The following is a 25,919-nucleotide window of genomic DNA, read 5'->3' on the forward strand; positions in this document are numbered from 1 at the left end:
GCCGGGAAAACGGGGCGACAACCGACCCGTACGCCGTGAGAATGCCGGTGATGACCACCTCCGTCTCGGAACCACGACCAGGATTCTTCCGCCGGCTCATCCCGCCGACGCCGATGTCGCGACGGCTGGCGGTCCAGTCGATGCTCTTCTCCACCGGCGAGGGAGCGTTCAACACCGGCAGTGCGGTCTTCCTGACCCAGGTGGTCGGGATGTCGGCCTCCCGCGTCGGGCTGGCCATCACGATCACGAGCGTCGCGGAGTTCCTGTTCGCCTACCCCGCAGGTCGGGTGGTCGACCGCTTCGGTCCCAAGCGGGTCTGGGCCCTGACGACCTGGGGACGCGCGGCTGCGTTCGTCGCGCTGCCCTTCGTCGGGTCCTTCAGCGAGTACCTGCTGGTGGGACTGCTGTTCGCCCTCACCGGGTCTGCCGGCCACTCCAGCTTCCAGGCCTACGTGCTCGACGCGCTGCCGACCAAGGAGCGGATCGAGACGCAGGCCTACCTGTACTCCGCGCTCAACGTCGGCTTCACCCTCGGTGCCTTGATCGGTGGCGTCTCGCTGGCGTTCGACAGCCTCACCGTCGTGCGCTGGACGCCGCTGCTCGCCGCGGCCCTGCTCACCGCGAACGGGTGGTGGATCAGTCGATTGCCGGCCGCACCGCACGACCTGCGGGTGGCCAGCGGAGAAGTGCGCGAGAGACCCGTCGGTCCGGGACCGTTGAGCAACCCCGGCTGGATCCTGGCCTCCTTCTTCAACGGCACCCTGTGGACCAACCAGGTGCTGCTCAACATCGTCATCCCGCTCTGGCTGGTCGAGGCCACCGACGCCCCGCACGTGCTGCTGGCCTGGTTGTTCGGCACCAACACCGTGCTGTGCATCTTCCTGCCGGCGTACACGTCGAAGGGCGTGCGCAACCTGCGGGACGCGATGCGCTACGTGTGGATCTCGACAGCGTTCTTCGTCGGCTCCTGCCTGATCACGATGGTCACCCACTCCACGACCGGCTTCCTCACGATCTTCCTGGTCTGGCTCGGCCACGTCACGGTGACCGGCGCGGAGCTGTTCATCTCCGGCGCCAGCTGGTCGTTCCAGGCCGAGCTGATGGATCCGCGCCGCCGCGGTGAGTACCAGGGCGTCGCCGACGTCAGCCGGACCCTGGGGTCGATGTGGGCCCCGGCGCTGTACACGTTCCTCGCGATGAAGTGGGGCTCGGACGGTCAGGGCTGGTTGGTCATCGCGGCGATCGTGGTCGCAGCCTCGGCCGGCCTGGTGCCCTCGGTGAAGATCGCGGAGCGGTTCGCGCAGCGCAACTTCCCCGAGCTCCACGAGGACGAAGCGGCCGAGGGAGCCGACGTCGAACCACCGGTGCCCGCGAAGGTCGCTGACCCAGCCGAACCGATCACCGCGACCGACCCGGCACCGTCGGCCTGACCGGTCGCCGGCGCCGCCGTATCCTCGAGAGGTGCAGGAAGGCATCCGCGAGTACGTCGCCCCGGGCGTCACGATCACCTGGGAACCGGGCCGCTGCCGGCACGCGACCGAGTGCGTGCGGGGCCTGCCGACCGTCTTCGATCGCGAGCGACGTCCGTGGATCGCGGCGGACGCGGCGACGGTCGACGAGGTGGTCGAGGTCGTCGACCGCTGCCCGAGCTTCGCGCTCGGCTACCGCACGGACGATGGTCGCGTCAGGACGGCACCGGAAGCGTCAGGCTGACGGAGCCGGGCGCAGCGCGAGCAGCGCGCCCGCGATGAGCACCAGCGCCCCGGCACTCAACGTCCACAGCCCCGATCCGGGGTGGATCACCAGCACGCCGTAGGAGTGCAGCTTGTCGAGCGCGCTCAGCGCGGTCCGCTCCAGGAACGAGGAGTGGTCGTCGATGACCGCACCGGGTCCCCGGACCGCGATCACCCAGCCGCGGACGGCGCCGATCGCGGCGATCGCCGCAGCGGCGATCGCCAGGCCGATGCCGACGGCCTTCGTCCGCGGCACCAGCAGCGGCAGCAGCCACGCGGCGACTGCCAGCCCCAGCATGCCCAGCAGGTAGAGGCGCTGGTCGGTGGAGGCGCCGAGCCCCTTGTCCGGGATCGAGTCGACCATGTCCGAGAGCACCGGGAGCTTCGACCCGGGCACGTGCAGCCCGACCGTCACGATCGGCAGGTAGATCCCGACGGTCGCGACGGCGCCTCCGAGCGGGACCAGGATCGACGGCTTGCGCACAGGGCCATCCTGCACCGACGGCGGCTGTGACCGGGCTCAGGACGGCTGCTCGGAGTGCTTTACGGATGCCGGCGCTCCGTGGTTCGCACGAATTCATCACATGAGCCACCAGGGTTCGGCACTCGTGTCGACAGGCGAGGTGGGCATCTGCCGACCCGTTGGAGAACACCGAGAAACGAGCAGCCCATGAAAGAGCAGTACAAGCTTCCCCGGACCTTCAAGAAGGCCGCCACCGCCACGACCCTGGCCGCGGTCGCCGTCGCCGTCACCGCCGCCCCGTCCGTGGCCACTCCACTCCAGGCCTCCGCCCAGGTCGTCAACGGCGTGCTGGTCGTGCACGGGACGAACGCAGCGGACCAGATCACGCTCGACTTCGGCGCCGAGCTCACCTCGAGCGCGGCAACCGTGACCTTCGGCGACGGCCGTGCGCAGCGGTTCGACGCAACGACGTTCCGTTCGGCGTCGGTGTTCCTCGGCGCCGGTGACGACGCCTTCCACGCCGTCAGCGGCGGGAGCACCCAGACCGACGTACCGCTGTACGTCGCCGGCGGAGCCGGCAACGATTCCGTGGCCGGTGGTGCTGCCGCCGACGTCCTGGACGGCGGGACCGGGAACGACTCCGTCCTGGGTGGAGCAGGCAACGACCTCGTCCTGGGCGGCCTGGGTGCCGACCTCGTGGACGGCGGCGTCGGCACGGACACCGAGCTCCTCGGCTCCGGGGACGACGTCGCGCTCTGGAACCCGGGTGAGGGGAACGACGCGATCGAGGGCGGCCGCGGCGCTGACACCCTGGTGTTCAACGGTTCTGACGGAGCCGAGCAGATGTCGCTGGCCGCCAGCGGTCAGCACGCAGTGTTCCTGCGCAACCTGGGCAACATCCGGATGGACCTGAATGACGTCGAACGTCTCGACCTCGCGACCCTGGGTGGGGCGGACACGGTGACGGTCGGCGACCTGAGCGGCACCGACATCGCCGAGGCGGACATCCACCTGTCCGCCGCTTCCGGCGCCGGCGACGGCGCGGTCGACACGGTCGTGGTGGCGGGCAGCAACGCCGCAGACCACGTGGACGTCGCGGCTGACGCGGGCGCTGTCGCCGTGAACGGCCTCGCCGCCCGCACGGTCATCAGCGGCATGGACACCAACGCGGCGAGCAAGGACAAGCTCCAGGTCAGCACCGGAGACGGCGACGACCGCGTCGCCGCGTCCGACGCAGCCCGCGCGCTGGTCGACCTCGTTGTCGACCTCGGCACGGGGCAGCGCTGAACGCGGCCGGGCCGTCGATCAGACGATCGGCGGCCCGTACGCCGCGCTCAGGCCACCCTGCGGGCTGCGCCGACGACCAGCGGCACGATCGTCGGAGCGCCGGCCGGCATCCGGGTCCGGACCAGCTCATCGAGCTCGAGGTCGGATTCGAAGAGCAGAGCCTCGAAGTCGCGGTTGGCGTGGCAGCCGTCCGCGAGCCGACGCTGCAGCGGGGTGATCAGGTCCTGGGCGACTCCGCGCAGGCCGTGACCCCGCACGTGCTCGTGGAAGAGGAACCGGCCACCCGGCTTGAGCACCCGGTGGATCTCGGCCAGGGCGCGCTGCGGGTCGGTCACCGAGCAGAACACCAGCGAGGCAGTAACGGTGTCGAACGAGGCGTCCGGGTAGGCGAGTGCGTGCACGTCGCCGTCCACGACCGCGACGTTCTTGGGCACCGCGGTCGCGAGCGTCGGGATCAGCTGCTCGCGGAAGACCGCGTTCGGCTCGATCAGGGTCAGCTCCTTGACCTTGTCGGTGTAGTACGGGACCGAGAAGCCGTTGCCGGCGCCGATCTCCAGGGTCTTGCCCTTCGCCTGGGCGAGCTGCTCACGGCGCATCTCGCCCTGACCGGCCTCCTCGGACTTGCCCATCAGGGACGGGTACCAGGAGGCGAAGAAGCGCTGACCACGGGTTGCAGTTGAGTTCGTCATGCTTCGATCCTGCTCGGCCGCGGGCCGCCGCACATGGCCGGAACCGGCCATCTGTGAATGGCCGGAACCGGCGAAGTCTGGTCGGTCGGTTCGCCTGTGTCCTTGTCCCATGACGAACACGATGATGACCACACCCCTGCGCCTGTCGGGGCGCGAGAACGGGCCCAAGGGCATGTCCAACGGCGGCTTCGCCTGCGGGACCTTCGCCGGCCTCCTCGGCGGCACGGCCAAGGTGACCCTGCACCAGAAGGTGCCGCTGGAGACCGACCTGGTCGCCCGGATCTCGGGCCACCAGGCCACGGTGCTGAACGGCGAGACCCTGATCGCCGTCGCCGAGACGGTCGAGCCGTTTGTGCTCGAACCGCCGGTGCGACCGACCGCAACGCAGGCGGAGTTCGCGCGTTCGCAGCACCCGCTGCGCGGCGTACGGCACCCGCTCTCGAACTGCGTGGTCTGCGGCCCCGAGCGCCCCGACGGTCTGGGCGTGACGCCCGGCCCGCTGGCCACCGACCCCGACGTCCTGGCGGCGCCGTTCCGGCCCACCGCGGGCTACGCGATCAACGGGGTGGTCCGTCCCGCAGCCGTCTGGGGCGCGCTGGACTGCACGAGCTACTCGGCCGCGGACTACCGCTCACGCCGGTTCTGCCTGCTGGGCAGCCTGGAAGGTCACCAGGTCCGGCCCATCGAGGTCACCGAGAACCTGGTCGTCGTCGGCTGGACCCGCAGCGCCGGGAACCGCTCGGTGCAGACCGCCTCTGCCATGATCGACGAGGACGGAGCGGTCGTGGCCTCCGCCCGAGCGGTCTGGGTCGCCGTACGGCACCAGTGGGCCGTCAAGACGATCGCGAGGTTCGTCGGATGATGAGGAGGTTGGCGGTGCTCGAGCACACCGATCAGGTCGTCCGGCACGCGCAGATCGGCGGCCGCGACGTCGCCTACTCCGTCGTCGGCGACGGGCCGCCGCTGGTCATCGGGGGCTGGTGGTGCTCCCACCTGGTCCTGAACTGGCAGGACCCGGCCTTCCGCGACTACATCTCGCGGCTCGCCCGGCACCACACGGTGATCCGCTACGACCAGCCCGGCCGTGGAGCCTCGGAGCCGGACAACGATCCGCCGAGCGACCTCAAGCACGAGACCGCCCTGCTGCTCGGGCTCTTCGACGAGCTGGGTCTGGCCCGGGCCGACCTGCTTGGCGCGTCCTCCGGGAGCGGGGTTGCCGCTGCGTTCGCCGCCGCCCACCCCTCGCGGGTCTCGCACCTGGTCCTGTACGGCGCGTTCGCGCACGGTGAGGAGATCGCGCCGGCCTCCGCCCGCCAGGCGATGCTGGACGCGGTCGCCGGTCACTGGGGCCTCGGCTCCCGGCTGCTGGCCGATGTCTTCGTCCCGGGTGCGAGCAACGCCGAGCGGGACCAGTTCGCAGCCTTCCAGCGGCAGTCGGCGCGCAGCGACCAGGCTCACGACGCCCTGGAGGCGACGTACCGGCTCGACGCGCGGGAGGCGCTGGCGAAGATCAAGGTGCCGACGACCGTGCTGCACCGACGCGACGACCGCGCAGTGCCGTTCGCACTCGGTGTCGATGTCGCCAAGCGGGTGCCGCACGCGTCGTTCGTGGCGCTCGAGGGGGAGGACCACTTCCCTTGGCTCGGCGACTCCGACGGCGTCGCGGACGCGACCCTGCGCGGGCTGGGGCACCACGTCCCGACCCGGGTCCCGGCTCCGGGGCCGCAGGCGCTGACCGATCGTGAGCGCGAGATCCTCGAGCTCGTCGCCGAGGGTCTCACCGACACCCAGATCGGGGAGCGGCTGGTGCTCAGCCCGCACACGGTGCACCGGCACGTGGCCAACGCTCGGGTGAAGCTCGGCGTGCGGTCGCGGGCCGCAGCAGCGGCTGCGGTGCGCGGCGTCTAGGCCCAGCCGTTCGCTACGCCAGGACCCTCGTCGGAGCGAATTCAGGGTCCTGGTGTGGCAAACGACGAACGGGCCGCCGATCCGAAGATCGACGGCCCGTCCGGGGTTTCGACAAGCTCAACCAGCCAGGGCTGGTGGTTGATCAGATGTCGTAGTACAGCTCGAACTCGTGCGGGTGCGGCCGCAGCTGCACCGGCGCGATCTCCTGGGTGCGCTTGAAGTCGACCCAGGTCTCGATCAGGTCCGGCGTGAACACGTTGCCGACGGTGAGGAAGTCGCTGTCGGCCTCCAGTGCGTCGAGAACGGCGCCGAGCGAGGTCGGGACCTGAGCGATCTCGGCCATCTCGGCCGGCGGCAGCTCGTAGATGTCCTTGTCGACCGGAGCGGCCGGTTCGGTCTTGTTCTTGATGCCGTCCAGGCCGGCGAGCATCAGCGCGGAGAACGCGAGGTACGGGTTCGCGGACGGGTCCGGGAACCGGGTCTCGATGCGCTTGGCCTTCGGGTTGGTGCCCGTGATCGGGATACGCACCGACGCCGAGCGGTTCCGCGAGGAGTACACCAGCGAGATCGGGGCCTCGAAGCCCGGCACCAGGCGGTGGTAGGAGTTCACCGTCGGGTTGGTGAACGCCAGCAGCGCCGGGGCGTGGGCCAGGATGCCGCCGATGTAGTGGCGGGCCATCTCCGAGAGGCCGCCGTAGCCGGTCTCGTCGTAGAACAGGGGCTGGCCGCCGTTCCACAGCGACTGGTGCACGTGCATGCCCGAGCCGTTGTCACCGAAGATCGGCTTCGGCATGAAGGTGACCGACTTGCCCTGCTCCCAGGCGGTGTTCTTGATGATGTACTTGAACTTCATCACGTCGTCCGCGGCCTTGAGCAGCGTGTCGAAGCGGTAGTTGATCTCCGCCTGGCCGGCGGTTCCGACCTCGTGGTGGGCGCGCTCGACCTGCAGGCCGACGGCCTCCAGGTTCTTGACCATGTCGGCGCGCAGGTCGCTGTAGTGGTCGTACGGCTCGACCGGGAAGTAGCCACCCTTGAGGCGGGTCTTGTAGCCCTTGTTGTCGCCGTCGTCCTTGCCGGAGTTCCACCAGCCCTCGACGGAGTCGATGTGGTAGTACCCCTCGTTCACGCCGGTGGAGTACCGGACGTTGTCGAAGATGTAGAACTCGGCCTCGGGGGCGAAGAACGCGGTGTCCGCGATGCCGGTGCTGGCGAGGTAGGCCAGCGCCTTCTTGGCGATGTTGCGCGGGTCGCGGGAGTAGGCCTCACCGGTGATCGGGTCGTGGATGAAGAAGTTCAGGTTCAGCGTCTTGGACTTGCGGAACGGGTCGATGTACGCCGTGGTCGGGTCCGGGTAGAGCTGCATGTCGGACTCGTTGATCGCCTGGAAACCGCGGATGGACGAGCCGTCGAAGCCGAGGCCGTCGTCGAACACCGACTGGTCGAAGGACGACACCGGCACGGTGAAGTGCTGCATCACGCCGGGCAGGTCGCAGAAACGGACGTCGACCATCTCGACGCCCTCGTCCTTGATGAACTTCAGCAGCTCTTCGCTGTTCTGGAACATTCGTCCTCCTTGGTCGCACCCGCGACCGAGATCAGGGAGTGGTGAGTGTGGGGAGGCGACGATGCGTCACCCACGAGTGGGAAGCGTACGGCGAACCGATTAAACGACCGTATCCGGATTGTTTCGGCGATGTAACACGTACCAGTACGCGGACCAGGGCGGTTCCCGGAAGCCCTGGGGAGGCTCGGTAGGGTCACGGTGATGTCCGAGCCTCATGCCGCGTCCCAGCACCCGGCAAATCACCCCGAAACAGCCTCCTGGTTGCGCCGGATCGGCGCGCTGCTGATCGACTGGATCGCCTGCTACCTGGTCGCGTTCTTCATCCTGCGCGACGTCCAGCACCCGGCGTTCGGTGCTCTCACTCTCATCGTCTTCTGCCTGGAGTCGGCGGTCGGCATCGCGTTGACCGGCTCCTCCTTCGGGCAGACCGTGCTCAAGATCCAGGTCCGCCACCCGGACGGTCGCCCGCTGAGCCTGCTCGCGGCGTTGGGGCGCCAGCTCCTGATCTGCCTGGTGATCCCGCCGCTGGTGTTCCGCCCCGACGGTCGCGGGCTGCACGACCTGTGGACCGACTCGGGCGCCTACCCGAAGGCCTGAAGGAGAGACATGTTCCGCGTCCTGCCCCGCAATCGCGCGTTCGTAGCCGTCCTGGCGGCCGTCGCCCTGCTCGTCCCGCTGGCCGGGTGCGGCGGCAGCGACAAGCCGAAGACCGAGAACCCGGCGGCGTTCCTGAAGCGGGTGACCGCCGCGATGGCGAAGCAGCACACCGCGAAGCGGGACCTCGAGCTCGGCAGCTCGCTGAGCGCGACCGCGGTCGTCGAGTACACCGACAAGGACACCTCGATGGCGGTGAAGATGGTCACCGGGCCGCAGACCGTGAACGTGGTGCTCGCCGACGGCGTGATGTACCTGCAGCAGACCAAGGGCAGCAAGTACCTCAAGATCGACAAGTCCGACCCGGCGCTGGGCAACCTGGCCAGCCAGCTCGGCGGGTTCGGTCCGAAGACCGCGGTGGAGAGCCTGCGGGGAGCCGTCACGAAGGTGACCCCGAAGGGCACCGAGACGATCGACGGCGTGAAGCTGGACCGGTACGTGCTCACCGTCGACACCAAGAAGGCGTCCTCGCTCTTCGGGGTGCCGGAGGGCTCGGCCAAGACCCCGGCGTCGGTGAAGTACGAGTTCTGGCTCGACGGCGACGGCCTTCTGAGGCAGGCCAAGCTGAGGGTCTCGGGGCAGACGCTGGTGATGAAGGTGTCGGACTGGGGCAAACCGGTCACGATCACGGTGCCGCCGGCCTCACAGATCATCAAGCACTGAGGTAGGTAAGGCCCTCAGGCCCCGTATCTGAGGGGTCGGTGAGTGTGGGACTAGGCGTCCTACCCATGTGGGGAAGGGGGCCTTAGAGACAGATTTGACGGTGTCAGCAAGCACCACCGAATCCGTCTTGAGGAGCACGCCATGCACACCATGTTCACCCCCGCCATCGCCCGCCAGATCGTCGCCGACCGGGTCCGCGACGCCGAGACCGGCCGTCGCGCCCGTCTGGTCCGGGGACGCCGATCCTCGGGTCAGGCCGGCAACACCGGTTCGGGCACCACCGAGCGCGTCGTCCGCCGCGCCCAGCGCCGTCCGGTGCTGTTCACCAGCGACATCATCGGCGCCCGCTGATCCGGGGCGGACGCAGATGACGTCCACCCTCCCGGCCGGCGCTGACATACTCGGCGCCATGCCGCAGCGCGTCTCCGCCACCGTGATGGTCGGCCGCGACGCGCCGCTGGACACCCTGCGCGGCTCGGTCGCCGCGCTCGCGGCCACCGGCGGACGCGTGGTCGTGGTCGGCGGTGAGGCCGGCGCCGGGAAGACGCGCCTGGTCACCGAGTTCGTCGACGGGCTCGGAGAAGGCACCCGGGTCCTCCTCGGCGGTTGTCTCGAGCTCGGCGAGGCGCTGCTGCCGCTGGCGCCGCTCGCCGGCATCCTGCGCCAGCTGGGCCAGGAGCTCGGCGACGAGCAGGCGGCAGCCGAGGTCGGCCCCGAGCTGGCCGCGTTCCTGCCGGGCCGATCCGGGGGCAACGTCGAGTCGCTGTGGAGCGGCCAGGCCTCGCTGTTCGAGGCCTTCAGCGCGCTGCTGGACCGGCTCTCGTCCCAGGGGCCTCTGGTGCTGGTCCTCGAGGACCTGCACTGGGCCGACCGCTCGACCCTCGACCTGCTCACCTGGCTGAGCCGCACCGTCGTGACCTCCCCGGTGCTGCTGGTCGCGACGTACCGGTCCGACGAGATGCGCCGCTCCCACCCGCTCCGCGCCGTGCTCGCGGAGATGAGCCGGCTGCCGCAGGTCGAGCGCCTCGAGCTCGAGCCGCTCGGCGAGGCCGACGTGGTCGCGCTGCTCAACGACATCCAGGGCGATGCCCTGCCGGCGGAGCTGACCCGCCAGGTCGTCGAGCGGTCCGAGGGCAACCCGTTCTTCGCCGAGGAGCTGCTCGCCGCGGTCGGGAGCGGAAGCATGCCGCTGACCCTGCGCGACATCCTGTCCGCGCGCCTCGACAAGCTGCCCGAGCCGGCGAAGGAAGTGCTCCGCATCGCCGCCGCGGCCGGCCGTCGGGTCGACCACCGTCTGCTCGAAGTGGTCGCGTCGCTCGGTCCCGACGAGCTCGACGCCGGCCTGCGATCTGCCGTCGAGGAACAGGCGCTGGTCGCCGAGAGCGACGGGTTCCGGTTCCGTCACGCGCTGCTCCAGGAGGCTGTCCACGAGCAGCTGCTGCCGGGGGAGCGCACCCGGCTCGCGCGCTCGTTCGCCGACGCGCTGCTCGCCGATCCGTCGCTGGCCGGAGGTGGTGCCGCGGCGGTCGACGCCGAGCTCGCGCACCACGCCGCTGCCAGCCACGACCTGGACCTGGCGTTCACCTCGTTGGTCCGCGCCGGCCGACGGGCACGCTCGCTGTTCGCCTTCAACGAGGCACGTCGGCACTACCAGGGAGCCATCGAGCTGGCCGGGAAGGTCTCCGCCGACGCGGCCGCCTCGGTCCCGCCGACCTGGGAGTTGCTGCGGGCGGCGGCGTTCTGCTGCCGGCAGAGCGGCGAGCCCGCCATCGGCGTCGGACACCTGCGCCAGGCGATCTCCCTGCTCGACGAGGAGACCGACCGCGTCGCGATCGGCGGCCTGTACGCCGAGCTCAGCGAGGGCCTCTGGATCAACGGCGAGGGCGACGAGGCGCTGGTGGCCGCTGAGGAGGGCGTGCGCCTGCTGACCGGGTACCGCACCCGCGAGGCCGCGGAGGCGTTCGGCTTCCGGGCGCGCCTGCTGATGCTGCTGGGCCGGTTCGACGAAGCGGTCGAGCCTGGTCGCCTGGGCGTCGAGATCGCCCGCGAGGTCGATGCGCCGCTGGAGCTCAGCCGTGCCGAGAACGCGCTCGGCACCTCGCTCGCCTCCTTGGGAGAGATCGACGAAGGTCTACCGCGCCTGAAGGAAGCGATCGAGATCGGCCGCCGCAACAACATCGGCGCCGACACCGTCCGCGGCTACATCAACCTGGTCTCCAGCCTGAAGACGCCCATCGACGACGTCGCCCAGGCCGAGGTCTGGGCGCGTGAGGGGATGGCGTTCGCCAAGGAGCACGGCATCACCGGGTCGATGTGCGACTGGCTCCGCATGGAGTACGGCGACGTGCTGATCCGGCTCGGTCGGTGGGCCGAGGCCGAGGACGTGCTCACCGAGGTTCGCACCGGGTTCAGCACCGGCGTCTCGGGCTTGTACTTCGAGGTCAGTCACGGACTGCTCGCCGTCACCCAGGGCAACCTGGAGGAGGCCGAGGACCACCTGCGTCGCTCCCACGAGCTGGCGCCGATCATCCGCGACCCGCAGGCGATCGCCCCGCAGGTCGGCGTCCGGATGCTCATCGAGCTCGGCCGGGGTCGCCACGAGGTCGGGGACGCGATCGACCTTCTTGCGCCGCACATCCTCGACGCGCAGACCTACGGCCCGCTGGCGCTGACCGCCCGGGTCTGCACGGTGGCGGCGCTCGCCGGTGATCCGAGCGGGATCACCGGGCTGCGCCGCATCCAGGAGCTTTTCGAGAAGCGGTCCGACGGCGCGAACGCCGTGCAGGCCGGCAACATCGCGGGCTGGCTCAGCGTGGTCGCCGCCGAGATCGCGCGGGCCGAGGGCAAGGACGACCCCGAGCTGTGGGCCGCAGCGCTCGCAGCGATGACCGAGCGCGTCCAGGCCGAGCACGCCCTGTACGCCGGCGTACGGCTGGCCGACGCGCTGGGGTCGGCCGATCGCCTCGACGAGGCGACCGAGCAGGCTGGGCGCACCCACCAGGCGGCGCTCGCCATCGGCGCCGTACCGCTGGCGGCCGAGGTCGAGATGCTCGCCCGCAAGCACCGGCTCAAGCTCCCGGGGATCGCGACGACCCAGGGTGCGGCCGGCCTGACCGGACGCGAGCGCGAGGTGCTGCGCCTGGTCGGTCAGGGGCGGACGAACCGCGAGATCGGCACCGAGCTGTTCATCTCCGAGAAGACAGCCAGCGTGCACGTCTCCAACATCCTGGCGAAGCTGGGCGCGGCGAACCGCGGCGAGGCGGCCGCCATCGGCCGCGACCGGGGGATCTAGCGGCCGCGCAGGTTGCGCGACCCTGCGCTGGTTGAGCCTGTCGAAACCTAGCGGCCGCGCAGGTTGCTGCGCGCACCCTTCATCGAGGTCGGCATCGGCCCCTTGGGCAGCGGGATGTTCGACCGGTTCGCGTCCAGTGCCTTGAGGCGGGCGAGGATGTCGGTCATCTGTGCGGGCTTGATGTTGCGCCCGAGCTTGCTCACGTGCCGGACCAGCTTGCGCAGCGGGACCTCGTTCGCGCCGTCACCGACTACGACCTCGTGGATCGGGACCTCGCTGACGACGCGCTCGTGCTTGCGGCGCTGGTCGTTGAGCAGCGGACGGACCCGGTTCACGTTGCCCTCGGCGACCAGGATGATCCCGGGCGGGCCGACGACCCGGAAGACGACGTCCTGCTGCTTGGTGAACCCGATCGGGTTGGTCTCGACCTTCCAGCCGCGGCGCAGCATGCTCAGCGCGGCCACCGAGGCGCCCGGCTGACCCTCGATCGAGCTGAGCGCGGCGGTCTGGGCGCGTCGGCCGAAGACGATGAGCACCCCGAGCGTGCCGAACAGGACGCCGAAGATGATCGGGAGGACCATGCCGCCGATCAGCAGGTAGACCAGGGCGAACCCGACGACCGCGACGAGGAGGAAGGTCCCCAGCAGGATCAGTCCGATCCGCGGGTCGGCCTTCTTGGTCATCTGGTAGCTCTGCAGGATCTGCTTGATCCTGCCGGGCTTGTTCGGGTCCTTCTCAGCCATGAGTGGTGATGCCTTTGCTCAGTCAGGTGATTGCCGGTGGGCGACGCGCGTGGCCCACCGGTCGAGGGTAGTCGAGACCTAGCTCGCGGTCTCCGCGCGGGCGTCCATCGCCTGGCGGTACAGCCGCCCGGCCCGGTAGGAGGACCGCACCAACGGCCCGGAGAGCACACCGGCGAACCCGATCTGCTCGGCCTCGGCCTGGAGCTCGACGAACTCCTCGGGCTTCACCCAGCGCTCGACGGGGTGGTGGCGCACCGAGGGGCGCAGGTACTGGGTGATGGTGACCAGCTCGCAGCCGGCGGAGTGCAGGTCGACCAGCGCCTGGCTGACCTCCTCGCGGGTCTCGCCCATGCCGAGGATCAGGTTGGACTTGGTCACCAGGCCGAACGCCCGGGCCTGGGTCAGGACGTCGAGCGAGCGCTCGTAGCGGAAGGCCGGGCGGATCCGCTTGAAGATCCGCGGGACGGTCTCGACGTTGTGGGCCAGGACCTCGGGTCGGGACTCGAAGACCTCGGCCAGCAGGTCCGGCTCGCCGTTGAAGTCCGGGACGAGGTTCTCGACCCCGGTGCCCGGGTTCAGCTCGTGGATGGCGCGCACCGTCTCGGCGTACAGCCAGGCGCCGCCGTCGGGCAGGTCGTCGCGCGCGACGCCGGTGATCGTGGCGTAGCGCAGCTGCATCGCCTGGACCGACTCCGCGACCCGGCGCGGCTCGTCGCGGTCCAGCGGCTCCGGCTTGCCGGTGTCGATCTGGCAGAAGTCGCAACGCCGGGTGCACTGGTCACCGCCGATGAGGAAGGTGGCCTCGCGGTCCTCCCAGCACTCGAAGATGTTGGGGCAGCCGGCCTCCTGGCAGACCGTGTGCAGACCCTCGGACTTCACCAGCTGCTGGAGCTCGCGGTACTGCGGGCCCATCTTCGCGCGGGTCTTGATCCACTCCGGCTTGCGCTCGATCGGGGTCTCCGCGTTGCGCACCTCCAGGCGCAGCAGCTTTCGTCCTTCCGGCAGCACGTCAGTCACCGGACCAGCCTACGTCGTGGAGCGTGACGATCCGAACCGCGTCAGACGTCCTGGCGCCGGAACGCCAGGAACGACGCGGCGACCGCGACCAGCAGCAGCACCAGCAGGTAGAGCCCCGAGTCGAGGTGGCTGATGTGGGTCTGGGTGCAGCCCGGCACCAGGGACGAGCAGCCGTTGATCTCCAGCCGGGTCTCCAGCCAGCCGAAGACGTTGTTGCCCACCGACCAGCGCCCGATGTCGTCGATCGGCAGGAGCTCCACGACCAGCTCACCGCCGATGGCGTAGGCGAACAGGACCGCCAGCGTCGCCACCGAGTGCCGGAACAGCATGGTGAGCGCGTACGCACCGAGTCCGGCCGCCATCGCCAGCACGACGGCCCGCACCACGTGCCAGGCGATGTCGTTGACCACCGCGGAACCGTGCGGCACGTCGCGGTCGGCGGCGACCAGGTACATGGTCAGCCAGAAACCGCCCAGGACGACCACGGCGGCGAGCCCGCTGGCGAGCGTCACCGAGATCGCCTTGGCGGCCCACACCTTGCTGCGGCGCGACTCGAAGAGCAGCTGGTTGGCGATCGAGCCCGAGGCCCAGTCCGAGCCCGCGAAGGTGCTGGCGGCGATGATGATCAGCCCGATCACCAGGATCGCCAGACCCAGGCCGTTGCCCTTCAGGGTGCCGGTGAGGTCGAGCTCCTGGCGCGGGAGGTAGCTGGCGCTGGCGGCGGCGAGCTGGTCGCGGCACTCCTGCTGGGTGGCGCCGGTGCCGAGGTAGTCCTCGGGGTTCTTCAGGCAGGTCGCCATGTCCGCACGGATGTCGGACCGGTTGGCCTCGTGCTCGGCGGCCGCCTTGGCGGTCGCGATCTCGAGCTTGCTGGGCGGGCGGGTGTCCCAGGCGGACTTGAAGGCGATGAACGCCGCCAGCAGTGCCGCCAGCAGGAGCAGCAGCGCGATCGCCCGGCGGGCGCGGTAGCGGGTGAGCTCGACCCCGACGAGGCTGATCACGAGTCAGCACCGTCCTCGAGGTCGCGCAGGTGCTCCGCGGTCTGGTCGGCGGCGCGCGCCTGGGGGTCCTCCGGGCTGGTCGGACGATGGCCGGTGAGCTTGAGGAAGTAGGACTCGAGCGTCGGCCGGATCGCGTGCAGCTCGCTGACGTAGAGCCCGCTGTCGGCGAGCAGGCGCGTGATCATCTCCGGGTGCTCGTGGCCCTCGACGACCAGGAAGTCGCCCTCGCGCTGGACCTGGTAGCCGGCTCCGCTGAGCACGCTGTCGGCGCGGTCCGGCTCCGCGACGCCGACCCGGGTGCGTGCGGTGCTCTCGCCGAGCAGGTCGGCGACCTTGCCCGAGCCGACCAGCCGTCCCGCGTCGATGATCGAGACCGAGCCGCACACCTCCTGCACCTCGGCCAGGATGTGCGAGCTCAGCAGCACGTTCACCCCGGATTCGGCCAGGCGCGGGATGGTGTCGCGCACGTCCCGGATCCCGGCGGGGTCCAGGCCGTTCGACGGCTCGTCGAGGATCAGCAGCTCGGGCTTCTTCAGCAGGGCCGCGGCCAGGCTGAGCCGGCGCCGCACGCCGAGGGAGTAGCCGCGGTAGCGGCGCTTGGCCACCTCGCCCAGGTCGACCTGCTCGATGACCTCCCCGACCCGCGACTTGGGCAGGCCTGCGGCCCGGGCCAGCAGGTCGAGGTTCCGACGGCCGCTCAGCCCGGGGGAGAACAGGCCGCGCTCGAGCAGGGCGCCGACGCGGGTGAGCGCCGCCGGCACCTGCTCGGGGTAGCTCTGCCCGAGGACGGTGATGCTGCCCTCGTCCGGGCTGGCCAGACCGAGCAGCAACCGGATCGTGGTCGTCTTGCCGGAGCCGTTCGGGCCCAGGAAGCCGTGCACGCCGCCGCGCTCGACGGCGAGGTCCAGGGAATCGACCGCGACGACCTTGCGTCCGGCGTCCCGGTAGACCTTGCGCAGGCCGCGCGTCTCGACGACGAGGTCGCTCATTCGTCCAGCATTCCCCAAGCGGCGTTCAGGCAAGCGGATTGAGAACGGGGACACGCAGACCGGAGGTCGCCCTGCCCGGTTCGGGCCTGGCCTCGTAGTCCGGGGTCGGGGTGTACGGGGCCCAGGCGAGGAGCTCGTCGAGGTGGCGCTGCACCACCGGCAGCACCTCGGCGACCGTGACGTCGCGCCCCAGCTCGGCCGACAGCGAGGTGACCCCGGCGTCGGCGATCCCGCAGGGCACGAACCGGTCGTACCAGCGTAGGTCGACGTCGCAGTTCAACGCGAACCCGTGCATCGTGACCCCGCGGCTGACCCGGATGCCGAGGGCGGCGATCTTGCGCTCGCCCAGACCGCGCGCGGGATCGGCCTGGAGCCAGACCCCGCTCCGGCCCGGGACGCGGGCGGTGGTGACGCCGTACTCGGTGCACACGCCGATCAGGGCTTCCTCGACGCGACGCACGTAGTCGACCACCAGGACGTGGTCGGGAAGCGTCACGATCGGGTATCCGACCAGCTGGCCAGGACCGTGGAAGGTGATCTTTCCGCCGCGGTCGACGTCGATGACGTCCGCGCCGCCGGAGTCCAGCGGACGCTCGTCGGGAGTGGTGCGCTTGCCGCAGGTGAACACCGGCGGGTGCTCGAGCAGCAGTACCCGGTCCTGGCCGCCGTCGACGACCTCGGCGTGCTCGGCGCGCTGCCGGTCCCAGGCGGCGCGGTACTCGACCTGTCCGAGCGGGCGGTGCAGCAAGGTCATGTCAGGAGCCTACGCCGAGCCCGGTACGCAGGACCGAGCCGACGTCGGGGTCGGCGAACCGGAAGCCGGCGGAGAGCAGCTTCTCCGGCACCGCGCGGATCGACCCGAGCAGCTCGGGGGCGAGCTTGCCGGCGGCCTGCTTGAGGACGATCGCCGGGACCGGGGCCAACGCCGGGCGGTGCAGCAGCCCCGCGAGCTCGGAGGTGAACTGGGCGTTGGTCGGCGTGCTGGCGCAGCACAGGTTCACCGGCCCGGCGATCTCCTCGTGCTCAGCGACGAAGGTGGCCGCTGCCACCCAGTCGCGCAGCGAGATCATCGGCATGTACTGCTGCCCGCTGCCGATCCGGCCGCCGAGCCCGGTCTTGAACAGCAGCCGCAGCTGCTTGAGCGGGGCGCTGCGCCGGTCCATCACCGGGACGGTGTGGAGCACGGCGACCCGTGCCCCCGCGTCGACGGCCGGCTGGGTCGCTGCCTTCCACTCCAGGGTCACCTCGGTCAGGAAGCTCGAGCCGCGGCTGTCGTCGGCCTCGTTGACCGTCTCCTCGCCGTGGTCACCGTAGATCGCGATCGCGTTGCCCGCCAGGAACGCGGGCTTCGTGGCGCTCGCGGCGATCGCCTCGGCCAGCACCCGGGTGGTCGTCACCCGGCTCTTGCGCAGCTCCCGGGCCCACTTCGGCGAGTGCGGGTTCCCGGCCGTGGGGGAGCCGGCCAGGTTGACCACGACGTCCGCCTTGTCGACGACCGCGGGGTCCAGCGGACCGGCGTACGGGTCCCAGGTGACGGCTTCGGCGCCCGCGCCGGAGCGCGACAGCGTGGTCACCTCGTGTCCCGCCGTGCGCAGGCTGGCGGTCAGGTGGCTGCCGAGGAAACCGGAGGCTCCGGCGATCAGGAAGTGCATTGCCCCACCCTGCCACCCGCCGGGTTACCCGCGAGCCTTGCCGCTGGATAGTCTCGTCCCGTGACTGACTTCGACGTTGTTGTCCTCGGTGCCGGCCCCGGTGGCTACGTAGCTGCGATCCGCGCCTCCCAGCTCGGCCTGAAGACCGCGGTCATTGAGCTCAAGTACTGGGGAGGTGTCTGCCTCAACGTCGGCTGCATCCCTTCCAAGGCGTTGCTGAAGAACGCCGAGCTGGCGCACGTGCTGACGCACGAGAAGGACAAGTTCGGGATCACCGGCGACGCCTCGATGGACTTCGGCCCGACCCACGCGCGCAGCCGCCAGGTCTCGGACGGCATCGTCAAGGGCGTCCACTTCCTGATGAAGAAGAACAAGATCGAGGAGATCAACGGCTGGGGCACCTTCACCGGCCCGAAGACGATCTCGGTGGCGCAGGAGGACGGCAGCACCCGCGAGGTCACCGCGGGCACGATCATCATCGCCACCGGCGCGACCGTCCGGCTCGTCCCGGGCGTCCAGCTCTCGCAGAACGTGGTCACCTACGAGGAGCAGATCCTCGACAGCAACCTGCCGAGCTCGATGATCATCGGCGGCTCGGGCGCGATCGGCGTCGAGTTCGCCTACGTCATGAAGAACTTCGGCGTCGACGTCACGATCGTCGAGTTCCTCGACCGGATGGTGCCGACCGAGGACGCCGAGGTCTCCAAGGAGCTGCTCAAGCACTACAAGAAGCTCGGCATCAACATCCTCACCTCGACCGCGGTCAAGGGCGTCGAGGACACCGGCTCCGGCGTGCGGGTGACCGTCGCGCCGGCCGGCGGTGGTGACGCTCAGGTGCTCGAGGCGGACAAGTTCCTGGCCGCCTTCGGCTTCGCGCCACGGCTGACCGGCTACGGCCTCGAGAACACCGGCGTGGCGACCACCGAGCGCGGCGCGATCGCCGTCGACGAGCGCGGTCGTACGAACGTCGAGGGCGTCTACGCAATCGGTGACGTCACCGGCAAGCTGATGCTCGCGCACACCGCCGAGGCGATGGGCATCGTCGCCGCAGAGACGATCGCGGGTGCCGAGACCATCGAGATCGATTTCGACATGATCCCGCGGGCGACGTACTGCCAACCGCAGATCGCCTCCTTCGGCTACACCGAGGACCAGGCGCGCGAGAAGGGGTACGACGTCAAGACGGCCAAGTTCCCGTTCTCGGCCAACGGCAAGGCGATGGGCCTCGGCGACGCGGTTGGCTTCGTGAAGGTCGTTGCCGACGCGAAGTACAACGAGATCCTCGGCGCGCACCTGATCGGCCCGGACGTCACCGAGCTGCTCCCGGCCCTGACCTTGGCGCAGAAGTGGGACCTCACCGCCGACGAGGTCGCCCGCAACGTGTTCGCGCACCCGACCCTCTCCGAAGCGGTCAAGGAAGCGGTCGAAGGCATCGCCGGCCACATGATCAACCTGTAAGCCCGGAGGGCTTACAGGTTGATCTTCGATCGCAGTGCTTGTCTGGCGCTCCGCGCCTGTCGCTGACGCGACGCAGCCTCACCAGTTCGTGGTCCGCGCGAACGGCCAGGTCATCAACGCCCAGACGGCCGCGATGATCACGATCTCCACCACGACGTACGTCGGCCACGACGGCAACAGGTCCAGGGCTGAGGCGCTGTTCGGCTTGCCGTTGAGGTAGCCGTAGTTGGTGTCGGCGATCTCGTTGAAGACCATCACGAAGGCGGCCCAGGCGGCCGTCACCGCGACCGTGAACCGGTACAGCCGCCAGGTCGGGGTGCTGCCGGTCGCCGCCAGATAACCGGCGGCCCAGACGGTGCAGAAGTGCATCCCGAAGAACATGACGTAGCGCGGGTCCGGGAACTGCTCGGCCAGCGCCGGCGTGATGATCCCCTGGGTGGTGAGCGTCAGCCCCCAGAAGAAGGTCAGCGCCACCGCCCACGGCCTGCGGGTCCAGAGCGCGTACGCCGCGATGCCCCAGGCCAGGTCGCAGTACTGCAGCGGGAGCGAGGTGCCCAGGTCGAAGTCGCCGGGCAGCAGCTGGAGCACCTGCATCGGCACCGTGAAGCAGGGGATCGCGATCGCGAAGGCCCGGCGGAAGCGTTCGTTGTCGCCGTGCCGGCGGCCGATCGCGACGAGAGCGGCGAACACCAGCAGGAACAGCCCGATCAGCACGAAGTGCTCGGGGGAGAAGGCTTGGAATCGGTTCACGACCAGAGGCATGCCTCGAGCCTGGAACGCCGTCAGCGCGGCGTCATGAGTGCAGGTACTCAGATAGCGCGGTCGACCGTGGCCAGCACGACCTCGGCGACGGCTTCCGGCTCGCGGTATTGCGGGACGTGATCGGCGGCGAGACGGACGAGGACCGAGCCGGGGATCTTCGCGGCCAGGTCGATCGAGGCCTTGAGCGAGTCCGCCGGGTCGAGGTCCGCGGCCACGATCGCCGTCGGCACGCTGATCCGGTCGACCAGGTCCCACTGCTCCGGGTTGTCCTGCTCGAAGCTCTCGCCGGGGCCGTAGTCCAGGGTGGTGGCCGCGAGGATCTGCTCGTCGAGGTAGTCGTCGCTGCCCGAGGCGAACCAGACGCGACCGAGCACGGCGGCCATCGCGGGAATGTCGTTGGCGTCCTTGGCCGTCGCCCAGGCGGCCTCGACCTCCGGGTCCTCGGCTCCGTCCTCCCAGGGGTAGCCGCCGATGCCCGGGCAGAGCAGGGTCAGGGACGCGACCCGCTGCGGGGCGGTCACGGCCAGCGCCAGGCTGGTCTCGCCGCCCATGCTGTTGCCGACCAGGTGCGCCTTCTCGATGCCGAGGGCGTCGAGGAGGCCGACGAGGTCGCCGAGCCCACTGTGGGGCTCTGTCGCCCGCGGGGAGCGCCCGTAACCGCGACGGTCGAAGCGGATCACCTGACGTCCGACGAGGAAGGACAGCATCGGGTCCCAGATCCGCGAGTCGGTCACGCCCGGGTGCAGCAGCACCAGCGGCGTGCCCTCCCCGCCGATCTCGTCGTACCAGAGCTCGTCAGCGCCGAGTCGCACCGTGCTCATGTCCGTGACCCTCTCTCCGAGGCTTCGATCAGACCTCGAACTGCGCGGCCTCGAGGCGGGCCTTCACGGCCTGCAGGAACCGACCCGCATCCGCACCGTCGACCAGGCGGTGGTCGTAGGTGAGCGCGAGGTTGACCATGTAGCGGATCGCGATCGTCTCGCCCAGGTTCGGGTCGTCGATGACCACCGGCCGCTTCACCACGGCGCCGGGGCCGAGGATCGCGACCTGGGGCTGGTTGATGATCGGGGTGTCGAACAGGGCGCCGAAGCTGCCCAGGTTCGTGATCGTGAAGGTGCCACCGGTCAGGTCGTCCGGGGTGATCTTGTTGGTCCGGGTCCGCTCGGCCAGGTCGGCGATCTTCTTGGCCAGTCCGGCGATCGACAGGTCGCCCGCGTCCTTGACCACGGGGGTCAGCAGGCCGCGGTCGGTGTCGACGGCGAACGCGACGTTCTCGCGGTCCCAGTACGTCACCTCGCCCTTCTCCTGGTCGAGGTGGGCGTTCAGCTTCGGGTGCGACTTGAGGGCGTCGATCGCGGCCTTGGCGAAGAACGGCAGGTAGGTCAGCTTCACGCCCTCACGAGCGGCGAAGTCGGCCTTGGCGCTGTCGCGCAGGCGGGCGACGTTGGTGACGTCGACCTCCATCACCTGGGTCAGCTGCGCGGAGATGTGCAGCGACTCGGTCATCCGCTCGGCGATCACCTTGCGCAACCGGCTGATCTGCTCGGTGGTACCGCGCAGCGGGCTCGGTGTGGCCGGCGCGGCCGGAGCGGAGCTCGGAGCCGCGGCAGCCGGGGCGCTCGCCTGCTTGGCCTCGGCGGCGGCGATGACGTCCTGCTTGCGGATCCGGCCGCCGACGCCGGTGCCCTGGATCGAGCCCAGGTCGACGCCACGCTCGGCCGCCATCTTGCGCACCAGCGGGGTGACGTAGCCACCGGAGTCACCCGACGGCGCGGCGGCCGCCGGGGTGGGCGCGGCCGGAGCGGGAGCCGGCGGGGCCGGAGGAGCGGGAGCCGGCGGGGCCGGAGGAGCCGGAGGAGCGGGCGGAGCCGGCGGAGCCGGCGGAGCCGGGGCCTCGGCGGGCGGGGCCGGCGGAGCGGGCTCGGGCTCGGCGGCGGGCGCGGGAGCAGCGGGTTCGGGGGCCGCGGCAGGAGCGGCGCCGGCGGCGCCGATCACCGCGAGCTGGGCCCCGACCTCGACGGTCTCGTCCTCGTTGACGTTGATCTCCAGCAGGGTGCCGGCGACCGGGGAGGGGATCTCGGTGTCGACCTTGTCGGTGGAGACCTCCAGCAGCGGCTCGTCCACGGCGACCGCGTCACCGACCTGCTTGAGCCAGCGGGTCACGGTGCCCTCGGTGACCGACTCGCCCAGCGCGGGCAGGGTGACCGGGGTGCCGGCGCCGCCACCGCCGGACGCCGCCGGGGCGGCCGGCTGCGCGGCGGGAGCGGGGGTCTCGACAGGCTCGACCGGCGCAGGAGCTGCCTCCTGCTCGGCGGGCGGAGCGGCCGGCGCTTCCTCCTGGACGGGCGCGGGCGCCTCCTCGGCTGCCGGAGCCGGTGCGGAGCCGCCACCCTCGCCCTGGTCGCCGATCACGCACAGCTGGGCACCGACCTCGACGGTCTCGTCCTCCGACGCGTTGATCTCCAGGATCACGCCCGCCACCGGGGAGGGGATCTCGGTGTCGACCTTGTCGGTGGAGACCTCCAGCAGCGGCTCGTCCACGGCGACCGTGTCGCCCACCTGCTTGAGCCAGCGGGTGACCGTTCCCTCGGTGACCGATTCACCCAGGGCAGGGAGAGTGACGGGAGTCGACATGTGCGTCCTTCGTGTCAGGAGTGGGCGTGGAGTGGCTTGCCGGCGAGGGCCAGGTGGGCCTCGCCGAGGGCTTCGTTCTGGGTCGGGTGGGCGTGGACCAGCGGGGCGACGTCGTCGGGGTACGCCTCCCAGTTGAAGATCAGCTGGGCCTCGCCGATGAGCTCGCCGACGCGGGCTCCGACGAGGTGGATGCCGATGACCGGGCCGTCCGCGCGACGGACGAGCTTCACGCTGCCCTGGGTCTTCAGGATCTGGCTCTTGCCGTTGCCACCGAGGTCGTAGGTGAGGGTCTCGACGGCGTCGCCGTGCAGCTCGCGCGCCTGGGCCTCGGTGAGACCCACCGACGCCAGCTCGGGGTCGCAGTAGGTGACCCGAGGGATGCCGGCCTCGTCGATCGGCTTCGGGTTCAGCCCGGCGATCTCCTCGGCGACCAGGATGCCTTGGGCGAACCCGCGGTGGGCCAGCTGGAGTCCGGGCACGATGTCGCCGACGGCGAACACGTTCGGGACGCTGGTGCGGCACGTCTCGTCGGCCAGGACGAAGCCGCGGTCCATCGCGACGCCGGCTTCGGCGTACCCGAGGTCGTCGGTGGTCGGTCCGCGCCCGACGGCGACGAGCAGCAGCTCGGCCTCGATCGGGTCGGCGCCCTCGACGTGCACCCGAACGCCTGTGTCCAGCAGCTCGACCTTCTGGAACGGAGTCCCGGTCAGGGCCTTGATCTTGCGCTTGCGGAAGGCGCGCTCGAGCTGCTTGGAGGAGTCGGCGTCCTCGGCGGCCATCAGCCGGGGGAGCGCCTCGACGATCGTGACCTCGGCACCGAAGGAGCTCCAGACGCTGGCGAACTCGCAGCCGATGACGCCGCCGCCGAGCACGACCACGGACGCCGGCACCCGGTCCAGGGTCAGCGCGTGCTCGGAGGTGATCACCCGCTCGCCGTCGATCTCCAGGCCGGGGAGCGTGCGCGAGTAGGAGCCGCTGGCGAGCACCACGTTCGTGCCGACGTACGCGGCGCTGCCCTCGGGGCCGTCGACGGTGACGGTGTTCGGAGCGGTCAGGCGGCCGGAGCCCTCGACGACGGTGATGCCGCGGCCCTTGATCAGCCCGGTGAGGCCCTTGAACAGTCGTTGGACGACGCCGTCCTTGTAGGCGTTCACGCCGGCCATGTCGATTCCGTCGAGGGTCGCGCGCACGCCGAACTGCTCGGCATCGCGCGCCGCGTCGGCCACCTCGGCAGCGTGCAGCAGCGCCTTGGTCGGGATGCAACCCACGTGCAGGCAGGTGCCGCCGAGGTTCCCCTTCTCGACCAGAGCGACACTCAGCCCGAGCTGTGCCGCGCGGAGCGCACACGCGTAGCCACCCGATCCTGCTCCCAGGATCACCACGTCGAAGTGGTTGGCGTCAGCCACGGTTCTTCGCTCCTTTGCGTTGACTCGGGCCATCCTTGCACTTCTGTCCTTGATGTCCACCGGCAGGCCGACACGCCGGGTCGGCACTGGATCGTTACCCGTGATGACGCACAATTGCGCGCATGGGTCTGCTCGATCGTTTCCGCCGCGGCGGCGGCATGAGTCGTGGTGGTCCGACCGGTTCGACGGTCCGGGCTGCCGACTCCGCCGACGCCACCTACCTGCGGGACTGGGCGACGAGCCGTCCCGGGGTCGAGGGATTCGTCGAGCCGCGGACTACCGTCAGCGAGGTGACCCTGCTCCTGGTCGCCCGCGACGGGGAGTGGACCCGGCGCCGGGTGCCGTCGGTCCCGTGGGCCCACGACTTCTGCAACCGCCTCGGCCTGCCGTCCTACGACGCAGCCGTCGTCGGCATCCCGCAGCGGATGCGCGACTACAACCGCCGGCAGAAGGAAGCGAAGGCACCGAACCCGTTCTCCTCGCCGCCGCCGTCTGCCTGACTCAGGCCCGGGAGCTGACCAGCTCCACCAGCGTGCTCACGCCGAAGCCGGTGGCGCCGGTCGGGACGTGGCCCCACGGACCACCGCTGTTCCAGGCGGGGCCGGCGATGTCGAAGTGCGCCCACGGCACGTCCTCGACGAACTGCTCGAGGAAGGCCGCGGCGTAGATCGCGGAGCCCCAGCGCACCCAGTCGTGCTGCAGGACGTCGGCGACCTTGGAGGAGGTCTGGACGTTCTTGCGCTGAAGGTCGCGGATCGGCAGGTGCCAGAACAGCTCGCCGGTGGTCTCCGCGGCCCGTTGCACCTCGGCGACGGTGGTGTCGTCGCCGAAGAGCCCGGCGATCCGGTCGCCGAGCGCGACGACGCACGGCCCGGTCAGGGTGGAGATCTCGAAGATCGCGTCCGGCTTGGTGCGCGCGGCCATGGTCAGCGCGTCGGCGAGGATCAGCCGGCCCTCGGCGTCGGTGTTGGTCACCTCGACGGTCTTGCCGGACAAGGTGGTCAGGACGTCGCCCGGGCGCATCGCCGAGCCGCTGATCATGTTCTCGACCAGCGGCAGATAGGCGGACACGGCGACCGGGATCTTGCGGGTGGCGATCGTGCGCATCGCTGCGGTCACCGCGGCCGCGCCCGCCATGTCGAACTTCATGCTGGCCATCGACCCGCCGGGCTTGATGGTCAGTCCGCCCGAGTCGTAGGTGACGCCCTTGCCGACCAGGGCCACCGACCCGCGCGCGTCCGGCGGCGTCCAGGTCAGCTTCACCAGGCAGGGCGGCTCGGTCGAGCCGAGGCCGACCCCGAGGATCCCGCCGCAGCCCTGGCGCTTGAGCTGCGCGGTGGTGACGAGCTCGTACGCGAGACCGGAGCCCTTGACCCAGCGCTCGATCTGCGCGGCAAAGGTGCTCGGCACCAGCGCGTTCGGTGGGGTGTTCACCCAGTCGCGGACCTGGTCCGTCGCCTCGACCAGCGTCACCGCAGCGTCCAGGGCGTCGACCACCTCGGCCCGGCGCGCGGCGTCGGTCAGCACCAGGACGTCGGCCAGGCTGCCGCGACGGGGCTTGGACTTGAACTCCTCGAACCGGTAGAGCCCGGCGGCGAAGCCCTCCACGACGGCACGAACGTGTGCTCCGTCCTCGGCCGGCAGGGCCAGCGCCACCGAGGCGGCGTTGCCGACCGAGCGCGCGGCGGTCCCGGCTGCGCGGCGCACCTTCTCGGTGGTCAGCGCGTTCCGGTCACCGAGGCCGACCACCAGCAGCTGGGCGGCGTTCAGGGTCTTGTTGGTCGGGATCCGGGCGATCTCGCCGAAGCCCCCGGAGAACCCGAGCGAGGCGAGCATCGGCGCGAACGACCGGCCGTAGGCCTGCGCCACGGGCTCACCGCCGGGGCAGGGGACCAGCGCGCCGGCCTTGCCGACGGCCACCCCGATGACGACCAGATCCGTGCGCACCTTCTCCGCCGAGCCCTTGCGCACTGTGTAGGTCGTCACGAGGCGATGCTAGAGCCA

25 protein-coding genes are annotated in these 25,919 nt (G+C 70.5%); 11 read left to right on the forward strand and 14 right to left on the reverse strand.

The window, feature by feature from the left end:
* Nucleotides 1-50: 50 nt before the first annotated feature.
* Nucleotides 51-1,430, forward strand: a complete 1,380-nt coding sequence (locus EFL95_RS08200) for an MFS transporter (protein WP_123234865.1) — start codon at nucleotides 51-53, stop codon at nucleotides 1,428-1,430.
* A gap of 31 nt (nucleotides 1,431-1,461) precedes the next feature.
* Entirely contained in the window at nucleotides 1,462-1,713 is a 252-nt protein-coding gene (locus tag EFL95_RS08205; protein WP_123233519.1) for a (4Fe-4S)-binding protein, read from the forward strand.
* Here the strand turns inward: EFL95_RS08205 and EFL95_RS08210 are convergent.
* A complete protein-coding gene (locus EFL95_RS08210) occupies nucleotides 1,705-2,217 on the reverse strand; it encodes a hypothetical protein (RefSeq protein WP_123233520.1) in 513 nt (170 codons plus the stop codon). The genes EFL95_RS08205 and EFL95_RS08210 overlap by 9 nt on opposite strands.
* Nucleotides 2,218-2,403: 186 nt before the next feature.
* Here EFL95_RS08210 and EFL95_RS08215 point away from each other — a divergent pair, with 186 nt between their 5' ends.
* Nucleotides 2,404-3,483 (forward strand): calcium-binding protein, encoded by a 1,080-nt coding sequence (locus EFL95_RS08215; RefSeq protein WP_123233521.1) that lies wholly within the window; start codon nucleotides 2,404-2,406, stop codon nucleotides 3,481-3,483.
* 47 nt (nucleotides 3,484-3,530) lie between these two features.
* Here EFL95_RS08215 and EFL95_RS08220 read toward each other — a convergent pair whose 3' ends face one another.
* Nucleotides 3,531-4,172: a class I SAM-dependent methyltransferase gene (locus EFL95_RS08220; protein ID WP_123233522.1), complete on the reverse strand. Its 642-nt coding sequence runs from the start codon at nucleotides 4,170-4,172 to the stop codon at nucleotides 3,531-3,533.
* A 109-nt stretch (nucleotides 4,173-4,281) separates the two neighbouring features.
* Here EFL95_RS08220 and EFL95_RS08225 point away from each other — a divergent pair, with 109 nt between their 5' ends.
* Nucleotides 4,282-5,034: a hotdog family protein gene (locus EFL95_RS08225; RefSeq protein ID WP_123233523.1), complete on the forward strand. Its 753-nt coding sequence runs from the start codon at nucleotides 4,282-4,284 to the stop codon at nucleotides 5,032-5,034.
* Entirely contained in the window at nucleotides 5,031-6,080 is a 1,050-nt protein-coding gene (locus EFL95_RS19865) for an alpha/beta fold hydrolase (protein WP_246004854.1), read from the forward strand. Before EFL95_RS08225 ends, EFL95_RS19865 begins: the two co-directional genes overlap by 4 nt.
* 142 nt (nucleotides 6,081-6,222) lie before the next feature.
* On the opposite strand, the gene glnA is transcribed toward EFL95_RS19865, so the two are convergent.
* The gene (glnA, locus tag EFL95_RS08235; RefSeq protein ID WP_123233524.1) at nucleotides 6,223-7,644 is read right to left on the reverse strand and encodes a type I glutamate--ammonia ligase; all 1,422 of its coding nucleotides are present in this window, start codon (nucleotides 7,642-7,644) and stop codon (nucleotides 6,223-6,225) included.
* A 201-nt stretch (nucleotides 7,645-7,845) separates the two neighbouring features.
* Here glnA and EFL95_RS08240 point away from each other — a divergent pair, with 201 nt between their 5' ends.
* The 4 genes from EFL95_RS08240 to EFL95_RS20030 all read left to right on the forward strand — a co-directional run bounded on the left by EFL95_RS08240 (nucleotide 7,846) and on the right by EFL95_RS20030 (nucleotide 12,253).
* Nucleotides 7,846-8,241: an RDD family protein gene (locus EFL95_RS08240; RefSeq protein WP_123233525.1), complete on the forward strand. Its 396-nt coding sequence runs from the start codon at nucleotides 7,846-7,848 to the stop codon at nucleotides 8,239-8,241.
* Nucleotides 8,242-8,250: 9 nt separating this feature from the next.
* A complete protein-coding gene (locus tag EFL95_RS08245) occupies nucleotides 8,251-8,961 on the forward strand; it encodes an SCO4651 family lipoprotein (RefSeq protein ID WP_123233526.1) in 711 nt (236 codons plus the stop codon).
* A 141-nt stretch (nucleotides 8,962-9,102) separates the two neighbouring features.
* On the forward strand, nucleotides 9,103-9,312 hold the full coding sequence (locus EFL95_RS08250; RefSeq protein ID WP_123233527.1) for a hypothetical protein: 210 nt from the start codon (nucleotides 9,103-9,105) through the stop codon (nucleotides 9,310-9,312).
* A 16-nt stretch (nucleotides 9,313-9,328) separates the two neighbouring features.
* Nucleotides 9,329-12,253 carry a helix-turn-helix transcriptional regulator gene (locus EFL95_RS20030; protein ID WP_123233528.1) on the forward strand — a complete coding sequence of 975 codons (2,925 nt, stop codon included), beginning with the start codon at nucleotides 9,329-9,331 and terminating at the stop codon, nucleotides 12,251-12,253.
* Nucleotides 12,254-12,300: 47 nt separating this feature from the next.
* On the opposite strand, the gene EFL95_RS08260 is transcribed toward EFL95_RS20030, so the two are convergent.
* The 6 genes from EFL95_RS08260 to EFL95_RS08285 all read right to left on the reverse strand — a co-directional run bounded on the left by EFL95_RS08260 (nucleotide 12,301) and on the right by EFL95_RS08285 (nucleotide 17,655).
* Entirely contained in the window at nucleotides 12,301-12,996 is a 696-nt protein-coding gene (locus EFL95_RS08260; RefSeq protein ID WP_123233529.1) for a DUF4191 domain-containing protein, read from the reverse strand.
* Between the two features lie 78 nt (nucleotides 12,997-13,074).
* Nucleotides 13,075-14,013: a lipoyl synthase gene (gene lipA, locus EFL95_RS08265; RefSeq protein ID WP_123233530.1), complete on the reverse strand. Its 939-nt coding sequence runs from the start codon at nucleotides 14,011-14,013 to the stop codon at nucleotides 13,075-13,077.
* A gap of 41 nt (nucleotides 14,014-14,054) precedes the next feature.
* On the reverse strand, nucleotides 14,055-15,014 hold the full coding sequence (locus EFL95_RS08270; RefSeq protein WP_123233531.1) for a hypothetical protein: 960 nt from the start codon (nucleotides 15,012-15,014) through the stop codon (nucleotides 14,055-14,057).
* Nucleotides 15,011-16,003, reverse strand: a complete 993-nt coding sequence (locus tag EFL95_RS08275; RefSeq protein WP_123233532.1) for an ABC transporter ATP-binding protein — start codon at nucleotides 16,001-16,003, stop codon at nucleotides 15,011-15,013. The genes EFL95_RS08270 and EFL95_RS08275 overlap by 4 nt, the downstream gene beginning before the upstream one ends.
* A gap of 25 nt (nucleotides 16,004-16,028) precedes the next feature.
* Complete coding sequence (gene lipB / locus EFL95_RS08280; RefSeq protein WP_123233533.1) at nucleotides 16,029-16,757, reverse strand: lipoyl(octanoyl) transferase LipB; 729 nt, start codon at nucleotides 16,755-16,757, stop codon at nucleotides 16,029-16,031.
* 1 nt (nucleotide 16,758) lies between these two features.
* Complete coding sequence (locus EFL95_RS08285) at nucleotides 16,759-17,655, reverse strand: TIGR01777 family oxidoreductase (RefSeq protein WP_123233534.1); 897 nt, start codon at nucleotides 17,653-17,655, stop codon at nucleotides 16,759-16,761.
* A 60-nt stretch (nucleotides 17,656-17,715) separates the two neighbouring features.
* On the opposite strand from EFL95_RS08285, the gene lpdA (EFL95_RS08290) reads away from it, so the two are divergent.
* Complete coding sequence (gene lpdA, locus EFL95_RS08290; protein WP_123233535.1) at nucleotides 17,716-19,113, forward strand: dihydrolipoyl dehydrogenase; 1,398 nt, start codon at nucleotides 17,716-17,718, stop codon at nucleotides 19,111-19,113.
* Nucleotides 19,114-19,191: 78 nt separating this feature from the next.
* Here the strand turns inward: lpdA (EFL95_RS08290) and EFL95_RS08295 are convergent, their stop codons facing one another.
* The 4 genes from EFL95_RS08295 to lpdA (EFL95_RS08310) are packed head-to-tail and all read right to left on the reverse strand — an operon-like array spanning nucleotide 19,192 to nucleotide 23,915.
* On the reverse strand, nucleotides 19,192-19,875 hold the full coding sequence (locus EFL95_RS08295; RefSeq protein ID WP_123233536.1) for a YwaF family protein: 684 nt from the start codon (nucleotides 19,873-19,875) through the stop codon (nucleotides 19,192-19,194).
* A 47-nt stretch (nucleotides 19,876-19,922) separates the two neighbouring features.
* Nucleotides 19,923-20,696, reverse strand: a complete 774-nt coding sequence (locus EFL95_RS08300; protein WP_123233537.1) for an alpha/beta fold hydrolase — start codon at nucleotides 20,694-20,696, stop codon at nucleotides 19,923-19,925.
* A gap of 28 nt (nucleotides 20,697-20,724) precedes the next feature.
* Nucleotides 20,725-22,509, reverse strand: a complete 1,785-nt coding sequence (gene sucB, locus EFL95_RS08305; RefSeq protein WP_123233538.1) for a 2-oxoglutarate dehydrogenase, E2 component, dihydrolipoamide succinyltransferase — start codon at nucleotides 22,507-22,509, stop codon at nucleotides 20,725-20,727.
* A gap of 14 nt (nucleotides 22,510-22,523) precedes the next feature.
* Nucleotides 22,524-23,915: a dihydrolipoyl dehydrogenase gene (gene lpdA / locus EFL95_RS08310; RefSeq protein ID WP_123233539.1), complete on the reverse strand. Its 1,392-nt coding sequence runs from the start codon at nucleotides 23,913-23,915 to the stop codon at nucleotides 22,524-22,526.
* A 122-nt stretch (nucleotides 23,916-24,037) separates the two neighbouring features.
* Between lpdA (EFL95_RS08310) and EFL95_RS08315 the strand changes: the two genes are divergently transcribed.
* Nucleotides 24,038-24,415 carry a hypothetical protein gene (locus tag EFL95_RS08315; protein WP_246004855.1) on the forward strand — a complete coding sequence of 126 codons (378 nt, stop codon included), beginning with the start codon at nucleotides 24,038-24,040 and terminating at the stop codon, nucleotides 24,413-24,415.
* Between the two features lies 1 nt (nucleotide 24,416).
* Here the strand turns inward: EFL95_RS08315 and EFL95_RS08320 are convergent, their stop codons facing one another.
* The gene (locus tag EFL95_RS08320) at nucleotides 24,417-25,901 is read right to left on the reverse strand and encodes a leucyl aminopeptidase (protein WP_123233540.1); all 1,485 of its coding nucleotides are present in this window, start codon (nucleotides 25,899-25,901) and stop codon (nucleotides 24,417-24,419) included.
* Between the last annotated feature and the right edge of the window lie 18 nt (nucleotides 25,902-25,919).

The organism is Nocardioides marmorisolisilvae, from assembly GCF_003725775.1.
GTDB classification, from domain to species: Bacteria; Actinomycetota; Actinomycetes; order Propionibacteriales; family Nocardioidaceae; genus Marmoricola; species Marmoricola marmorisolisilvae.

What these genes read in the sequence shown, in the direction of transcription:
- EFL95_RS08300 (WP_123233537.1), bottom strand. Translation starts at nt 20,696, where the DNA reads ATGAGCACGGTGCGACTCGGCGCTGACGAGCTCTGGTACGACGAGATC.
- EFL95_RS08315 (WP_246004855.1), top strand. Translation starts at nt 24,038, where the DNA reads ATGGGTCTGCTCGATCGTTTCCGCCGCGGCGGCGGCATGAGTCGTGGT.
- EFL95_RS08225 (WP_123233523.1), top strand. Translation starts at nt 4,282, where the DNA reads ATGACGAACACGATGATGACCACACCCCTGCGCCTGTCGGGGCGCGAG.
- EFL95_RS08285 (WP_123233534.1), bottom strand. Translation starts at nt 17,655, where the DNA reads ATGCACTTCCTGATCGCCGGAGCCTCCGGTTTCCTCGGCAGCCACCTG.
- EFL95_RS08215 (WP_123233521.1), top strand. Translation starts at nt 2,404, where the DNA reads ATGAAAGAGCAGTACAAGCTTCCCCGGACCTTCAAGAAGGCCGCCACC.
- sucB (WP_123233538.1), bottom strand. Translation starts at nt 22,509, where the DNA reads ATGTCGACTCCCGTCACTCTCCCTGCCCTGGGTGAATCGGTCACCGAG.
- EFL95_RS19865 (WP_246004854.1), top strand. Translation starts at nt 5,031, where the DNA reads ATGATGAGGAGGTTGGCGGTGCTCGAGCACACCGATCAGGTCGTCCGG.
- EFL95_RS08295 (WP_123233536.1), bottom strand. Translation starts at nt 19,875, where the DNA reads ATGCCTCTGGTCGTGAACCGATTCCAAGCCTTCTCCCCCGAGCACTTC.
- EFL95_RS08260 (WP_123233529.1), bottom strand. Translation starts at nt 12,996, where the DNA reads ATGGCTGAGAAGGACCCGAACAAGCCCGGCAGGATCAAGCAGATCCTG.
- EFL95_RS08250 (WP_123233527.1), top strand. Translation starts at nt 9,103, where the DNA reads ATGCACACCATGTTCACCCCCGCCATCGCCCGCCAGATCGTCGCCGAC.
- lipB (WP_123233533.1), bottom strand. Translation starts at nt 16,757, where the DNA reads ATGACCTTGCTGCACCGCCCGCTCGGACAGGTCGAGTACCGCGCCGCC.
- EFL95_RS08220 (WP_123233522.1), bottom strand. Translation starts at nt 4,172, where the DNA reads ATGACGAACTCAACTGCAACCCGTGGTCAGCGCTTCTTCGCCTCCTGG.
- glnA (WP_123233524.1), bottom strand. Translation starts at nt 7,644, where the DNA reads ATGTTCCAGAACAGCGAAGAGCTGCTGAAGTTCATCAAGGACGAGGGC.
- EFL95_RS08240 (WP_123233525.1), top strand. Translation starts at nt 7,846, where the DNA reads ATGTCCGAGCCTCATGCCGCGTCCCAGCACCCGGCAAATCACCCCGAA.
- EFL95_RS20030 (WP_123233528.1), top strand. Translation starts at nt 9,329, where the DNA reads ATGACGTCCACCCTCCCGGCCGGCGCTGACATACTCGGCGCCATGCCG.
- EFL95_RS08200 (WP_123234865.1), top strand. Translation starts at nt 51, where the DNA reads ATGACCACCTCCGTCTCGGAACCACGACCAGGATTCTTCCGCCGGCTC.
- EFL95_RS08275 (WP_123233532.1), bottom strand. Translation starts at nt 16,003, where the DNA reads ATGAGCGACCTCGTCGTCGAGACGCGCGGCCTGCGCAAGGTCTACCGG.
- EFL95_RS08245 (WP_123233526.1), top strand. Translation starts at nt 8,251, where the DNA reads ATGTTCCGCGTCCTGCCCCGCAATCGCGCGTTCGTAGCCGTCCTGGCG.